We start from the raw sequence: 15067 nt of genomic DNA, 5'->3' as shown, positions 1-15067 counted from the left end.
TTTTATACGTGCAAAATGCACTAGGAGGATTTTTTATTATGGAACACGGAACAGTTAAATGGTTCAACGCTGATAAGGGTTTTGGTTTTATCACTCGCGAAAACGGTAGCGATGTCTTTGTACATTTCTCAGCTATCCAAGAAGACGGCTTCAAGAGTCTTGATGAAGGCCAAGCTGTAAACTTCGACGTTGAAGAAAGCGATCGTGGCCCACAAGCAGTTAACGTTACTAAAGCATAATTAACAGCTTAAATGGCTTAAACCGGTTACGGGAATTACTTCCTGTGATCGGTTTTTTTAGTGACCATATTTATGCTGACTAATGATGACAAATAAAGCTTTACTAACGACCTTAAAGTAAGGATAATTAGAGAAAGCAATTACTTAAGCACGAGGAGGGATGACCGTGACGACTGATGAAATGATTATTGCGACTTGCTTGAAGGCGGGGAAAATCATGGTCGAAAATGGCTCGGAGATTTCGCGAGTGGATGATACGATGATGCGGATTGCCCAGAATGCCGGGGTGGTTGCGGCCAATACCTACGTAACGATTACTGGAGTTATGATGTCGATTCAAGGGCGTAATGCTACTCAGATTGCTGCTGTCAATCAGCGAACAATTGACCTTGAAAAGGTGGCGCAAGTTAATCAGTTATCCCGGGAGTTTGCAGCGTCCACGATTGATTTACCAACGTTATACCAGCGACTCAATCAGTTGGATGCAGCTTCCCGGTCATTTCCGTTGTGGCTTCAACTAATTGGAGCCGCACTAGTTAGCGGCCCCCTGATGATCATGTTTCGTCAGGAAACTATCAATACGTGGCCAACTATCATTATTGGAACATTGGGTTATTTAGTCTTCTACTTGCTTAACCGGTACCTCAAAATCAAATTTTTAAGTGAGTTGACAGCAGCACTTTTAATTGGATTCAGTGCGGAATGGGTGTGTCAGATTGGTTGGGGAACCAATGTTAACGATATTATTATTGGGGCATTAATGCCGCTGGTCCCGGGAGTGCCATTAACAAACGCGGTACGGGATACCTTGGCTGGAAATTTTGTCAGTGGACCCGCACGTGGGGTGGAAGCAATGTTGAGTGCGGCGGCGCTGGGCTTTGGGATTGCCGTTGTTATTACATTATTTTAAGCACGGGGACTAGCCCGAGCATTCGGAGGGATCATGATGAGCACGATTGGACAATTAGTACTGGCTTACATTGCAGTGCTGGGTTTTGGCCTGATTATTAATATTCCACATCAAGCGTTAAATGTCGCAGGCTGGATTGGTACCCTGACATGGGGTGGGTATTTGATCGTGCAGGCTTTTGATGGCGGGGTCGTCTTAGGTAGTTTAATTGGCTCAGTTGGTATTGGGGTGCTCAGTAGTTTAGCCGCCCGCTACAAGAAGATGCCCGCCATTATTTTTAACATTCCAAGCCTAGTCTCGTTTGTGCCTGGTAGTCAGGCTTATCAGATGGTTCGTAATTTCGCACTTGGTAATTATCGTGAGGCCGTATCATTCACGTTACAAGTGATTATGATTACCGGAGCAATCGCATTAGGCTTTTTACTGGCTGAGTTACTTAATCGGTTAATTGCATTTTGCATTCGTCAGTGGCGCCTACATCGATTAGAATCGTGATTGAAACTGAAGACAATAATAGCTAGTCTGGATCTGTTGAAGATAGTAACTGCAATACTTCAACTGTTTTTCGGTTGTTTTGCTAGTATTAAATGTTTCAAACAGCCAGTTCTGTCCTAACGCAGGGGTTAGTCGGAATAGAACGCGGATTGCTGACGAACAGAAATCCATCTAATTGGCACATTTAAAACATGATTCATGACAGATTAATTGAGCATCAAAAAGTCCCACTGAACTTCCTCACAATAAGAGAAGTCTCGGTGGGACTTTTTCAATTGCAGCTCGCGACAAATAGTCGTTAGTTGCTTAATAATGTCAGCCGCTTAATTTTGATTGGCGAATTTTTCACCAGTTGTTGCAGCCTTTAAGTCAAGGGACTGACGCAATACGTTAGTAACCCGTTGCTTTTCGGATTGTGACACAACTTCGAAGGATTGCCCATCAATCATCTTACCTGTACCTTGAGCGTGGTCAGAAACAATATTCTTGGTAGCGCTTCGGTAATTAGTAACGATGCTAGTTAGGTTACCAAATGTTAAGTCAGTCCGCGTTTGTTTAGCAAGTGAATTTAAGAAATCTTGTTTTAGCAAGTTAGAAGCACTAGTGCTTTCACCCAGAATAGCAGTGATCAATTGCCGCTGCCGTTGTTGCCGACCGTAGTCGCCGAGGGGATCATCATAACGCATCCGGGAATATGCTAAAGCTTTAGCCCCATTCATGTGTTCCTTTTGACCCTTAGTGAAAGTGTAACCTTCATAAGTAAATGTTCGAATTGGGGTAATGTCGACCCCACCAATTTCGTTGACGACCTTTTTCATACCACCCATGTTGATTAAAGCGTAGTAGTCAATCGGGACATTCAACCATTTTTGAACAGTTTTAATGGTCGTGCCGGCACTGCCATAAGCGTAGGCGGCGTTTAACTTAGTTGGAAAATCTTGTTCAAAACCGGAGACCGCCACTTCAGAATCACGTGGCAAACTCATCAGGGTCGTTGTTTTAGTCTTTGGATTAATAGTGGCTAGAATAATCGTATCGGTTCGGCCTTTGTAATTACGACCAAGAGCCCCCGTATCAGTCCCAAGTAATAGAATTGAGACGGGCTTTTTACCATTTAAAACGGCACTGGTATTTCGTGACTTCTTGATGCCACTACTCTTGAAGACCGTGTCGGCCGCATTTTTGGCATTAAAGTAAGTCCGTGCAGCAAACGCACCGGTCCCAACTAATAGCACGGCAATAATAATCAAAATGGTATTACGAACGGGATGCTTTTTCTTAGGCCCGTTACCATTCCCCTGTGAATTGTTTCCCTGTGATTTTTCACGATGCATTTCTGAGCGACTTGGCATGTCTTCCATGAACTCTTCCTCCAATGGTAATAGTTATTCATAGTTTAGCATTTTTTTGAGCCAGCGGGAACTGAATCCACGTAAGATTTAGTTCGTTAATCGATGACTGTCAGAATAAGCATAACCTTTTTGTTAATAAAACGTGACTAAAATAAGATTTCTTTGTTTTTTTTTAAGGTTCCCTGAGAGATATTAAGGATTCGTTCAGTCGATTAATAGACTATGTTATAATTTTGGTAATTTATATATTAAATGGGGGTTCTTGTTTTGATGATCGATAAGTCGCGTAGTCGGCCGGTCAAGTTTGTCGTTGGGGTAATTCTATTTGCCTATTTAAGCTATTTTATTAGTGACGGCGCGGTTGGTATTGATTTGTTAGACGTGGCCTTAACATCACTGGTTCAAGTTAGCAACAGTGGTATTTGGGTTGCTTTTTACAAGGTAATTGCTTGGCTGGCTTCGCCCGGAATGGATGTTCTATGGATCATTATTCTGGCGTTTTTTATGTATGGGTTCAAGTATAAGATTCAAGCGTTTTGGTCACTAACTTACATGGTCGGTGCGATGGTGTTAGGCTTCATTACTAAGCACGTAGTCGGCCGAGCACGGCCAATCGGTCATTTGGCGCAAGACACCGGGTATAGTTATCCCAGCGGACATGTTTTAGGAACCTTCGTGCTAGTTAGTGTGATTGTCATGCTGGTAGTTCCAGAATTACCAAGTTATCGGATGGCGATGATTGTTAAATGGGCGAGTGTGGTTTGGTTAGTCTTAGTTATCTTTTCCAGAATTTATCTTAATGCCCATTATCCGACTGATACGTTGGGAGCTGTGTTATTAGCTTGGACTTGGAGCCAGATCATGCAGTGGATTTACGTTTTCTGGGCACCGGGATTATTGAAGTGGCCACTGTTTTATCGTTCGTATTTATAAGGTTAATTAACGAACTTAATTTGATTATTATTCGATTCGGCAGGCCATCTGACATTTGAATAGTAAATTTGAAGTGAACGTGATAAAAATCGTTTGACTTAATCCGTACTTGGCAATCAGCCTGTAGATTAAGTCAAACGATTTTTTGTTCATAGTCAATGATGCTGTCGACGGTGAAAATTGTTAAAACGTGTCCAATCTTTAAAATCAGAAACAGTCCGTCTAGACCCAATTGAAAATGGTGCAACGTAGCGTGAATATGACTGAATTAGTTTGACCCATACTAATTTCTAGGCATTGGCACTTAATTCTAGAAGTCGACCGCTTGCCGATAAACGAGAAACGACACCTAAATATTAGCAATGAGCCATGACGAATGCGCGACAATGATTTGCTAGCTTGTGAGTTTAACGATTATCAGCAAGCCATTCTAACGCTAACGTTAACCAGTGTGCAACATGAGGCTGGTCAGCGTCTGGTTTCCAGGCCGTTTGTGAGTTAGCTAAGGCTAATCCATGGGGCCCGTGCTTAAACACGTGCAATTCATAAGGTATTTGAGCAGTCGCCAATGCACTGACATAAGCTAGTGTGTTGGTTGCCGGCACGATTGGATCGTCAGCGGTGGTCCAAATAAAAGTTGGCTGATTATTAGCGTTAACATGCTGTTCAGCGGCTAATTCAGTTGGTGTCTGTGACCAAGTGGCCAAGGTTGCCGCATCTTTAGGAAAACCGAGTAGTGGACTGATCACTGGATAGCCTAGTAGCACGTTGTTCGGTTTTAAAGTAGCCGGAACTGTTTGCAGTGTGGTTGCGACGCTGGTTGCCCAGTAATCGTTATATAGCGCGACAATATGACCGCCGACGCTAAAGCCAGCAGGGATAATCTGCTGACTGTCGATGTGCCATTCAGCTGCATGTTGACGTAGTAAGCTGACGGCACGCCCCAGGTCTAGTACCGGGGCTAGTTCGAGTGGTTGTTGGTCACTAAGTAGCGTGTATTCCAAGTAAAAGGCTTGATAACCGTGACCAGCAAAAGCCATCGCGAGACTTTCAGCCTGTGCCACTGGAATATGCGTATACGAGCCACCTGGAACGATAATGATCGCTGGTAGAGTTGTTTGGTGTGCGTTAGTATCCGGTTGATGCAAATAACCGGTCAATTGCGCGCCTGTATCTGTTAATTTTTGGTTAATAACTTGCATGCAATCACCTCAATTTGATATGGTTAACATAACTATTATAACGCAAGTCAGGTGGAACAGATATGGGCATGGTTACGGTTACAGCTCGCGGCGAGCAACTCGAGTTACGGCCTTTTACGTTGGCGGATACCACGGATTATTACGATTTAGTTCGTGATCCGGCGATTGCAGCATCGGCTGGTTTTACGCCAGCGCACAGCTTAACGGAAGCCGAATTTTTGTTAAAACAACAAGCTAAACTTCCACAGATTTTTGCGATTGAACTGGTGGCCTGCCACCGTGCAATTGGCAGCGTTGGTTTATACGAACGAATGACGAATACGGGTGAGCCGGCAACACTGGAGATGGATCTAGGTTATATGCTGAATACACGGTATTGGCACCGGGGAATTATGACAGCAGCAGTCGCTCGTATTTTACAGTATGGATTTAAGACACTTCATTTACGGCGAATCACGGCCAGTTGTTTGGCAAGTAATCCAGCTTCCCAACAAATCTTAGTACATGCTAATTTTCAGCAATACGATGCTGTACGCCATCCAGACTATGCGCCGTTTGGAGCTGGTCAAACAGAACTATTTTATGACTGTGTGGAATTAAACCCTTAGGAGATGAGTTAATGCAACTCGCAAAATCATTTGAGCAGGCCGCTTGCGTGCTGGTGTTATTAGCCACCCAGCAGCCTGAGATTCCGTTAACGGCGGATGTCTTGCACGAGCGAATTGGTGGTTCAGCCACGTATATTCGCAAAATCATTCGCAAGTTAGTGGTGGCGGGACTAGTGACGTCTACTAGTGGTAACAATGGTGGGGTCCACTTAGCCCGCGCACCAGAAGATATTTCAATTACTGATGTGGTTGCGGCCATTGAGGGTACCTTACAGACTTTTCCAAACTATGGCTATTTTGATCAAGTCTTCAAGGATGTTGAACCGGTGGCCCACGAGGGAACTAAGGTGGTCAACGGGATTTTTTCACGAGCCGATCAATTATGGCTGGATTTCTTAGATCAGCAAAAGTTAGCCACTTTGATCAAAGAATTGTTAGCAGTAAAGCAGATTCCGGTATTGGATTGGACGAACTATTCTGATGATAAGATGGCGCAATTAAACCACTTACTCAGTCGAATGCGAACTAGTAAGTGAGACGTCGTACAAACTTAATAAAAAGTGTTAGCGGTTTCGCTCAGTAAACCAATATTGGCGCGCTTTTACTAATTCGGGATCATTTTTAAAATGATACGCTTTACTTCACAAGGCTGAAAATGCTGTTATTAAAGCTTTTTTTATGGTATTCTAACAATGAATTTCACAAGATAAAGGAGAACAACATGGCAGATAAGAAATACTATGGGGCTGACGCAATTGTTGATAGCCTTGTAAACCACGATGTTAAGTACGTATTTGGGATTCCCGGAGCTAAAATTGATCGCGTTTTTGAACGGTTAGAACACCCCGTTAATCCAAAAAGTCCGCAGCTAATTGTGACACGGCATGAACAGAACGCGGCGTTTATTGCAGCTGGCATTGGCCGCATCACTGGCAAACCAGGTGTTGTGATGACGACTTCTGGTCCGGGTGCTAGTAATCTGGCAACTGGGTTAGTGACGGCGACGGCTGAAGGCGATCCCGTCCTGGCTATTTCTGGTCAAGTTCAACGTGCGGACTTGTTACGTTTAACTCACCAGAGCATGAATAACGCCGCTCTTTTTAAGCCAATCACTAAGTACAGCGCCGAAGTTCAGGAACCGGAAAACATTTCTGAAGTTTTAGCGAATGCATATCAAGAAGCAACGGCAGCTAAGCAAGGGGCCAGTTTTGTCAGTGTTCCCCAGGATGTGACGGATTCAGTTGTTCGGGCGCCCGTTATTACGCCAATTCAGGCGCCAAAGTTAGGGCCTGCTAGTCCGGTTGAAGCCACGTTATTAGCCCAAAAAATCAAGGCCGCTAAATTACCTGTCTTGTTAGTTGGGATGCGAGCTTCTTCGCCAGAAGTGACGAAAGCAATTCGAAATTTGGTGGCTGCCGCTAATTTACCCGTTGTCGAGACTTTCCAGGCGGCCGGTGTAATTTCGCGCGACTTGGAAGCTAACCATTTCTTCGGTCGGGTCGGTTTATTCCGTAATCAACCGGGCGATATGCTGTTGAAGAAATCGGACTTGGTCATTGCCGTTGGTTATGATCCAATCGAATATGAACCCCGCAACTGGAATGCGGAAGGTAAGGCCCGGATCGTGGTTATCGATGCTATGCGTGCAGAAATCGATCATAACTTTCAACCGGAAACCGAATTGATCGGTGATATTGCCCAGACCTTAGATTTCTTATTGCCATACATGAAAGGCTACAGTATTAGTGACAGTGCTCAAACATACTTGAGTGAACTACAAGAACGTCTTCAAACCCGTGACTTTGTTCCTAATATTGATAAGCATTCTAAATTAAGTCACCCGTTGTCAGTAATTGCGGCATTGCAACAGCGAGTCAGGGATGACATGACAGTCACCGTTGATGTGGGGAGCCACTATATTTGGATGGCACGTCATTTTCGCAGTTATGAACCCCGCCATTTACTTTTCAGTAATGGGATGCAAACGTTAGGCGTTGCTTTACCATGGGCGATTGCAGCAGCTTTAGTTCGTCCTGAGACGCAGATCGTCTCGGTTTCTGGTGATGGTGGTTTCTTATTTTCTGCTCAAGAGTTAGAAACGGCTGTCCGGTTGAAGCAAAATATCGTACATTTGATTTGGAATGATGGGACTTATGATATGGTTAAGTTCCAAGAAGAAATGAAGTATGGTGAGGATGCTGCGGTTCACTTTGGCCCAGTGGACTTTGTGAAGTATGCCGAGAGCTTTGGGGCGACTGGCTTGCGAGTGGACCAACCGGCTGACTTGGACAAGGTACTTGATCAGGCCTTTGCAACAGCTGGGCCGGTCGTGGTGGATATTCCAATTGATTATTCTGATAACAAAGCCCTAGGCAAGACAATGTTACCAGACCAATTTTATTAAAATTAAACTTGATGGCCGGTTGTCAAAAGATGATGGGTCGGATATAATAGTTGAGTATATCGAAAGAAGAGGACGCGGTTAACAATAGTAACTGACTAGAAGTGGGTCACCACTAATGAAGGCCAGTGAACGGGGCAACCGCCGAAATCGATGAATCAGTGACCGATTCATCCGTTGGGCTTTGGTTGAATAAATCAAGGACTGTCGCAGCTAGAATAGTTGCGGGGCGCTATCGACGATGAAATCAGCAATTATGTCAATCAATCTGATTAAAGTCTTTTTGCGCACGTTATCGTGAGGCAGAGAGGCTTTTTATTTTGGTTGTGCTTAACTGAATCGGTGTGAACACTTTTAGATATAAATCGATTTTTGGAGGTTCTGCAATGGCAGAAAAACAACATCAGGAAGTGCACCGGTCCTTACAGACGCGGCATTTATCCATGATTGCACTAGGTGGTAGTATTGGGACCGGCTTGTTTGTGGCATCTGGTTCCGCAATTTCAACGGCCGGCCCAGGTGGTGCGTTACTAGCCTATGTCGGTATTGGGATTATGGTTTATTTTTTAATGACTAGTTTGGGTGAGATGGCGACGTATTTGCCGGTTTCAGGTTCGTTTTCTACTTATGCGACTAAATTCGTTGATCCGGCCCTCGGGTTTGCAATGGGTTGGAATTATTGGTTTAACTGGGCCATTACGTTAGCGGTCGACATTAGTACAGCAGCCATCGTTATGCAATTTTGGTTACCGTCCGTTCCGGGATGGGTCTTTAGTCTAATTGCGCTGGTACTGATCTTTACAATCAATGCATTATCGGTACGTTCGTTTGGAGAAACTGAATACTGGCTCTCCCTGATTAAAGTAGTGACCGTGTTAGTGTTCTTAGTCATCGGTGTTTTAACGATTGTAGGTATCATGGGCGGTCATGCTACCGGTTTGAGTAATTTTACTTATAAAAAGGCGCCGTTTGTCGGTGGTATTCCAACTATTCTAAGCGTGTTTGTTGTTGCTGGCTTTTCATTCCAAGGTACTGAATTAATTGGGATTACGGCTGGTGAATCGGCGACGCCTGAGAAGAGCATTCCCGCAGCCATTAAACAAGTTTTTTGGCGGATTTTATTATTTTACATTTTAGCCATCTTTGTGATTGCCGCAATCATTCCGTATACGTCGAAAGATTTATTAGGGTCATCGGCGAGTGATATTGCCATCAGTCCGTTTACGTTAGTCTTCAAACGGGCTGGGTTGGCAGCTGCGGCTAGCGTAATGAATGCGGTTATCTTAACATCAGTGCTATCAGCCGCTAATTCAGGGATGTACGCGTCAACCCGAATGTTATACTCATTGTCATTACAAGGTTATGCGCCCAAAACGTTCGGCCGGGTCAATCGTCGGGGGATTCCAGTAATGGCTTTACTGGGAACGACGGTAATTGGCTTACTAACGTTCTTGTCAAGTTTGTTTGGCGCACGGATTTATATTTTCCTTGTCTCAGCTAGTGGGTTAACTGGGTTTATCGCTTGGTTAGGCATTGCCGTTTCACACTTGCGTTTCCGGAAGGCCTTTGTCAAACAGGGCCATCAACTGAGTGAGTTACGGTATCATGCGAAGTGGTTCCCATTTGGACCGTGGTTTGCTTTTATCTTGTGCTTAGTGGTTATTATCGGTCAAGACTTACATTCGTTTGCCACCCTTGATTGGCAAGCCATTGGGGTCACCTATATGAGCATCCCACTGTTTATCATTTTGTATGTCTATTACAAACTTCGCTATCACACGAAGATGATTCCGTTGGATAAGGTTGATTTAACCCGCAAGCATCATCATAAAAAATAATGAACTAATTAAGCTTTGTTGATTGCAAAAGTGCGTTGGCCTGTTTAATGGTCAAGCGCATTTTTTTATGGAATCTTTCATGATTTGGGCTTGATTGACGACAACTTTTGAGATGGTCTAAGTGACCTGGGACGCTGATCGCGTATCGTTGTGGGGGACGTTTTATAAAGGTGCTCAAAATCTAAGGTCATATTTGAGACTAGTGCTATTGAAATTTTAATTGGCCACCAGATTTAAGATGCGATTAATTGATATTTATGGTAATTTGATAAAGGAAAAAGACAGTGGAATCATTAAAAATTCGCAAACATGACCTTAAGAATGAGCTAGTCCGATATGACTATGCTAAGCTGAATTGAGAAAGGCAGCGAGAGAGATGTTAAAGAGAAATTTGGTAACAGGATTAGCGTTAGTGTCATTGGTAGGAGTGTTGGGTGGTTGTGGTACGAATCAGTCGACAGCTAAGCGCGCCAGTAGCAGTACTAGTGCCAGGACTACCAAAACGCAAACGAAGCGGCAACGGTTGATTAGGGCGTTGCCGAAGGGCGTTAAGTCAACGGATAGCGACTTAGTAGTCGTTAATAAGTGGCATAAGCGTTCTGAAATGACGTTTGGCAAGTCAAGTGTTGACGGTATTGAAGTTCGTAGTTCAATTGTCAAACCGTTAGAAGCTTTCTTAGCAGGTGCTAAGAAAGCTGGTTATCCCGCAACTTTGGTCTCAGGTTATCGGTCCGTGGCGTACCAAAAAGAAGTTTGGAATCAATCGATTCAAACTTATGAAAATCAAGGTAAGACGGCTAAAGAAGCGTTGAAGCTGACGAAAGAATACGTAGCCGTTCCTAGTGGTAGTGAGCATGAGACGGGCTTAGCTGCCGACATCATGAATACACATTGGTATAGCACGCACGGCAATCAGTTGCTATCTTCTTCAGATAAGGATAAGGGGCAACAATGGTTGATCAATCACGCAGCGGATTATGGTTTTGTATTGCGATTTACCAAGGAAGGTCAGCAGTCGACGGGAATCGATTATGAATCTTGGCATTTTCGTTATGTCGGTAAAGCCAGTGCTCAATTTATGACCAAGCACAACTTAACGCTAGAACAATACGTTAGTTTGTTACAGGCTAAAGAAAAAGCCGCTAAGTAAAATGCAATGCGATAGCTAAATCAGCAGAATACCATGGAAGTACGTTAGGAACTAACTAACGTGCTTTTATGTTCATACTGGCCTGTCACAAACGGTGGTTGCAACGTGGCAATCAGTGAGCTTAGTTACTGGGCCATGTTATTCCCGTTTGAATAAGCCTAGAAGTTTTTTGATGAATTGACTCACCAGATATTGCATTTTGAGACGGGGGTGCGTACAATATGTAGTGTTGCTTTTAGAGATAATCAAAATTTTGACGTGATTAAAAGGAGAGACGCCCCATGCTTGTAATGTCAGGAACAATCGGTGCCGGCAAGACGAGTTTAACGCAGTTAGTGGCCAACCATTTTGGTTCTAAAGCGTTTTACGAGTCAGTTGATGATAATCCCATTTTGCCGTTATTTTATAAGGACCCTAAGAAGTACGCGTTCTTATTGCAAATCTATTTTTTGAATAAACGGTTGGATAGTATTAAATCAGCTTTTGCTAACGATTTGGACGTCTTGGATCGTTCGATCTTTGAAGACTCACTATTGTTCCATTTAAATGGTGATCTGGGTCGGGCAACGAATACCGAAGTTGACATTTATGATTCATTGCTAGATAACATGATGCAGGAATTACCAGAAGCGTCGCACCAAAAGAGTCCAGATTTATTGATTCATATTAATATTTCTTTTGATACGATGCTCAAGCGAATCCAAAAGCGGGGCCGTTCTTACGAACAAATCGATCAAGATCCAGATTTGTATAAATATTATCAGACTTTAAATGAACGCTACACGAATTGGTATGCTAACTATGACCACAGCCCGAAGATGCAGATCGATGGTGATCAACTTGATTTCGTGGCTGATGCGGACGCTCGTCAAGAAGTTATTCGATTGATTGACGATAAAGTTGCTAGTTTAGGCTAGTTGCCTTTTTGGGGCCAATGTTCTATAGTAGACAGTGAATATTAAACACGGCGCGTTTTAAGTAGACGTTCAGAGAACCGGTGGGTGGTGTGAACCGGTAGTCGAAACTCCGGCGCGACAATGTGGGCAGGTAATACTGCACGGCACGGCCGTTATCCGTTTAAGGGTGGGATTAATGATGATCCTGAACTTGGGTGGTACCGCGAATCGCAGTCTCTTCGTCCCAATTGGGAGGAGAGACTGTTTTTATTTACGATAAAATAGTGTGAAGGAGACGTCGTTATGTTAGATGTTAAGATGATTCGTCAAAATCCAGATTTTGTGAAGGAACAACTTGGTCATCGGGGTGTTGCCGCTAGTGATATCGATGATTTGTTAGCTGCCGATGAACAACGTCGTGAGCTGATTGCCAAAAGTGAACAATTGAAGTCAACTCGGAATCAAGTTTCGGGTGAAATTTCACAGAAGAAGCGTAATAAAGAAGATGCCAGTGCGGAAATTGCAGAAATGCAAAAGGTTAGTGCGGATGTTAAGGCTTTAGATGAACAACGCCGGACAGTTGATGCCCAAGTTCAGGATATGGCTGCACATTTACCTAACATGCCACATCCAGATGTACCAGTAAGCTTGAAAGAGGAAGACGCCGTTGAATTACGTCGAATTGGTACGCCACGACACTTTGACTTTACACCTAAGGCGCATTGGGATATCGGTGAGGACTTAGGAATTTTGGACTTCGAACGTGGTGCGAAGGTTTCAGGCAGCCGTTTCTTGTACTATGTTGGCGATGGTGCCAAGTTGGAACGGGCCGTTTACAATTTCTTCTTAGATCAACATGAAGCTGAAGGGTATACGGAAGTATTACCGCCATACATGGTTACTGATGAATCTATGTATGGTACTGGCCAATTTCCAAAATTCAAGGAAGATGCTTTCCGAATTACAACGCAAGATTTAACGTTGATTCCAACGGCGGAAGTACCGTTAGTCAACTATTATCGTGATGAAGTCATCCCAGCCGAAAAATTACCAGTTTACTTTACGGCCTTATCACCAGCTTTCCGTGAAGAGGCGGGGAGTGCTGGCCGTGATACTAAAGGTTTGATCCGGTTACATCAATTTAATAAAGTTGAAATGGTTAAGTTTACTAAACCAGAAGATTCATGGGATGAATTGGAAAAGCTGACTAACAATGCGGAATCATTGTTGAAGAAGCTTGGGTTACCTTATCACGTGATTACGTTGACGACTGGTGACATGAGTTTTACGGCCGCAATGACCCATGATTTGGAAGTTTGGTTCCCAGAACAAGATAAATACCGGGAAATCTCAAGTTGTTCAAACTGTACTGATTTTCAAGCTCGACGTGCACACATTCAATATCGAGATGACGATGGTAAGTTACAATTCGTTCATACGTTGAACGGGAGTGGCTTAGCGGTTGGTCGGACCGTTGCTGCAATTTTGGAAAATTATCAAAATGAAGATGGAACGGTCACGATTCCTGACGTGTTAGTTCCTTATATGCACGGCAAAACCAAGATCGAAAAACAAGGTTAATTAGAATAGACCAAGCGGACTCACAGTTGTGTGAGCCCGCTTTTTGCATAATTAATGAGTATTAAAGGGGGTGTTTGTTTCAAGATGAAGGCGTAAAGGAAGGCTAAATACTGCAAATTAGTTCAATAAAGATGGTGAGAGCAGCGACACAAGTCAATGATTCTCGGTGATAAAGGGCGCTAAAACTAGACCTAATGAAATTTGTTATCCTTTTTTTGAAAATAGGGTTTGCTATTTTCGGCTACCGTGCTATAATATTTCTTGTCGGAAAAATATAACTTGTTTATCCAATAAAAAGTATATTTATCCATTTATGTTAAAAAAGTTGTTGACAAGTATTCAACATGATGATAAAGTTAAATAGTTGTCAAGGCGTACCAGTAAGAACTGTTTAGACCGGCAACAAGGCATGATTTAATATCATGCGGGTGTGGCGGAACTGGCAGACGCGCTAGATTTAGGTTCTAGTGTCTTACGACGTGGGGGTTCGAGTCCCTTCACCCGCACATGCCGACTTAGCTCAGTTGGCAGAGCATCTCACTAGTAATGAGGAGGTCGGAGGTTCGAATCCTCTAGTCGGCATTTACAATTTAATAATTTATTATGCGGAAGTAGTTCAGTGGTAGAACATCACCTTGCCATGGTGGGGGTCGCGGGTTCGAATCCCGTCTTCCGCTTTTAATTTGCCGGGGTGGCGGAATTGGCAGACGCACAGGACTTAAAATCCTGCGGTTAGTGATAACCGTACCGGTTCGATCCCGGTCCTCGGCATTTTAAATAAGCACCCATAGCGCAATTGGATAGAGTGTCTGACTACGAATCAGAAGGTTGTAGGTTCGACTCCTACTGGGTGCATTAGTATCGGGAAATAGCTCAGCTTGGTAGAGCACCTGGTTTGGGACCAGGGGGTCGCAGGTTCGAATCCTGTTTTCCCGATCGTTTAACACAGTCTTAGTTACGTACTAAGGCTTTTTATTTAATATTCTCGGGAAGTAGCTCAGCTTGGTAGAGCACTACGTTCGGGACGTAGGGGTCGCAGGTTCAAATCCTGTTTTCCCGATTACGGTTAAACCAACTAAACCAGTCAATTGACTGGCTTTTTTTATGGCCTTTTTTACCCCTGATCGTGTCTAAGCGCATTACTAGCCGCGTCCCGTTAGCAGCAATGCCTTACAAGCGGCGGTTAGTGCAGGCACCAAGCTAGAAATTAACTAGCACTTGTCTAGTGGGCCTAAGCAGTCGACTTTTGAGCTTAATGAGTGCAAATACCGGACAAATTAGTTGTTGGCGATCAGTGGTGCGTCACTATTAAGATAGCACACATGATAAGTGGCGTAACTTGACATATTTTAAATAGGTAGTTCAATGAATACGAGGATCTCATAAATTTAATCATTAGTGCGTGCTAAATGGTCCAATCAATTGAAAGCAAACGGTCAGCGTGCTATGCTGTAACAACCGT

At 43.7% G+C, this 15067-nt stretch carries 13 protein-coding genes, 7 tRNA genes and 1 riboswitch; of the genes, 18 read left to right on the top strand and 2 right to left on the bottom strand.

Annotated features, from left to right (window positions below; all coding sequences use genetic code 11):
* Nucleotides 1-38 precede the first annotated feature (38 nt).
* From RXV91_RS00885 to RXV91_RS00875, 3 genes are all read left to right on the top strand, one after another.
* A complete protein-coding gene (locus RXV91_RS00885; protein WP_003641227.1) occupies nt 39-239 on the top strand; it encodes a cold-shock protein in 201 nt (66 codons plus the stop codon).
* 160 nt (nt 240-399) lie between these two features.
* Nucleotides 400-1149, top strand: coding sequence for a threonine/serine exporter family protein (locus RXV91_RS00880; RefSeq protein WP_316438282.1), 750 nt, complete (start codon nt 400-402; stop codon nt 1147-1149).
* Nucleotides 1150-1182: 33 nt separating this feature from the next.
* Nucleotides 1183-1644: a threonine/serine exporter family protein gene (locus RXV91_RS00875; protein WP_316438281.1), complete on the top strand. Its 462-nt coding sequence runs from the start codon at nt 1183-1185 to the stop codon at nt 1642-1644.
* A gap of 323 nt (nt 1645-1967) precedes the next feature.
* Here the strand turns inward: RXV91_RS00875 and RXV91_RS00870 are convergent, their stop codons facing one another.
* The gene (locus RXV91_RS00870; RefSeq protein WP_316438280.1) at nt 1968-3005 is read right to left on the bottom strand and encodes an LCP family protein; all 1038 of its coding nucleotides are present in this window, start codon (nt 3003-3005) and stop codon (nt 1968-1970) included.
* Between the two features lie 261 nt (nt 3006-3266).
* On the opposite strand from RXV91_RS00870, the gene RXV91_RS00865 reads away from it, so the two are divergent.
* Nucleotides 3267-3929 carry a phosphatase PAP2 family protein gene (locus tag RXV91_RS00865; RefSeq protein WP_316438528.1) on the top strand — a complete coding sequence of 221 codons (663 nt, stop codon included), beginning with the start codon at nt 3267-3269 and terminating at the stop codon, nt 3927-3929.
* 407 nt (nt 3930-4336) lie between these two features.
* Here the strand turns inward: RXV91_RS00865 and RXV91_RS00860 are convergent, their stop codons facing one another.
* Entirely contained in the window at nt 4337-5131 is a 795-nt protein-coding gene (locus RXV91_RS00860) for an alpha/beta hydrolase (RefSeq protein WP_316438279.1), read from the bottom strand.
* 62 nt (nt 5132-5193) lie between these two features.
* On the opposite strand from RXV91_RS00860, the gene RXV91_RS00855 reads away from it, so the two are divergent.
* The 14 genes from RXV91_RS00855 to RXV91_RS00790 all read left to right on the top strand — a co-directional run bounded on the left by RXV91_RS00855 (nt 5194) and on the right by RXV91_RS00790 (nt 14665).
* Nucleotides 5194-5739, top strand: a complete 546-nt coding sequence (locus RXV91_RS00855) for a GNAT family N-acetyltransferase (RefSeq protein ID WP_316438278.1) — start codon at nt 5194-5196, stop codon at nt 5737-5739.
* An 11-nt stretch (nt 5740-5750) separates the two neighbouring features.
* Nucleotides 5751-6275 (top strand): Rrf2 family transcriptional regulator, encoded by a 525-nt coding sequence (locus RXV91_RS00850; protein ID WP_316438277.1) that lies wholly within the window; start codon nt 5751-5753, stop codon nt 6273-6275.
* 185 nt (nt 6276-6460) lie between these two features.
* Nucleotides 6461-8143 (top strand): acetolactate synthase AlsS, encoded by a 1683-nt coding sequence (alsS, locus tag RXV91_RS00845; protein WP_316438276.1) that lies wholly within the window; start codon nt 6461-6463, stop codon nt 8141-8143.
* Nucleotides 8144-8201: 58 nt separating this feature from the next.
* Nucleotides 8202-8383, top strand: a riboswitch (Lysine riboswitch).
* A gap of 143 nt (nt 8384-8526) precedes the next feature.
* Nucleotides 8527-9978: an amino acid permease gene (locus tag RXV91_RS00840; protein WP_316438275.1), complete on the top strand. Its 1452-nt coding sequence runs from the start codon at nt 8527-8529 to the stop codon at nt 9976-9978.
* A gap of 376 nt (nt 9979-10354) precedes the next feature.
* Complete coding sequence (locus tag RXV91_RS00835) at nt 10355-11128, top strand: D-alanyl-D-alanine carboxypeptidase family protein (RefSeq protein WP_316438274.1); 774 nt, start codon at nt 10355-10357, stop codon at nt 11126-11128.
* A 281-nt stretch (nt 11129-11409) separates the two neighbouring features.
* Nucleotides 11410-12045, top strand: a complete 636-nt coding sequence (locus RXV91_RS00830) for a deoxynucleoside kinase (protein WP_316438273.1) — start codon at nt 11410-11412, stop codon at nt 12043-12045.
* 282 nt (nt 12046-12327) lie between these two features.
* Entirely contained in the window at nt 12328-13605 is a 1278-nt protein-coding gene (gene serS / locus RXV91_RS00825) for a serine--tRNA ligase (RefSeq protein ID WP_316438272.1), read from the top strand.
* A gap of 424 nt (nt 13606-14029) precedes the next feature.
* A tRNA-Leu gene (locus RXV91_RS00820) sits at nt 14030-14111 on the top strand.
* A gap of 3 nt (nt 14112-14114) precedes the next feature.
* A tRNA-Thr gene (locus RXV91_RS00815) sits at nt 14115-14187 on the top strand.
* Between the two features lie 23 nt (nt 14188-14210).
* Nucleotides 14211-14282, top strand: a tRNA-Gly gene (locus RXV91_RS00810).
* An 8-nt stretch (nt 14283-14290) separates the two neighbouring features.
* Nucleotides 14291-14376 (top strand) — tRNA-Leu (locus tag RXV91_RS00805).
* A gap of 10 nt (nt 14377-14386) precedes the next feature.
* Nucleotides 14387-14460: transfer RNA gene (locus RXV91_RS00800), tRNA-Arg, on the top strand.
* Nucleotides 14461-14467: 7 nt separating this feature from the next.
* Nucleotides 14468-14541: transfer RNA gene (locus RXV91_RS00795), tRNA-Pro, on the top strand.
* Between the two features lie 50 nt (nt 14542-14591).
* Nucleotides 14592-14665, top strand: a tRNA-Pro gene (locus tag RXV91_RS00790).
* The last annotated feature ends 402 nt before the right edge of the window (nt 14666-15067 follow it).

The organism is Lactiplantibacillus sp. DA1, assembly GCF_032681335.1.
Lineage (GTDB): Bacteria > Bacillota > Bacilli > Lactobacillales > Lactobacillaceae > Lactiplantibacillus.
The sequence above is the reverse complement of the archived record's forward strand: the minus strand, read 5'-3'. Positions and strand labels throughout refer to the sequence as shown.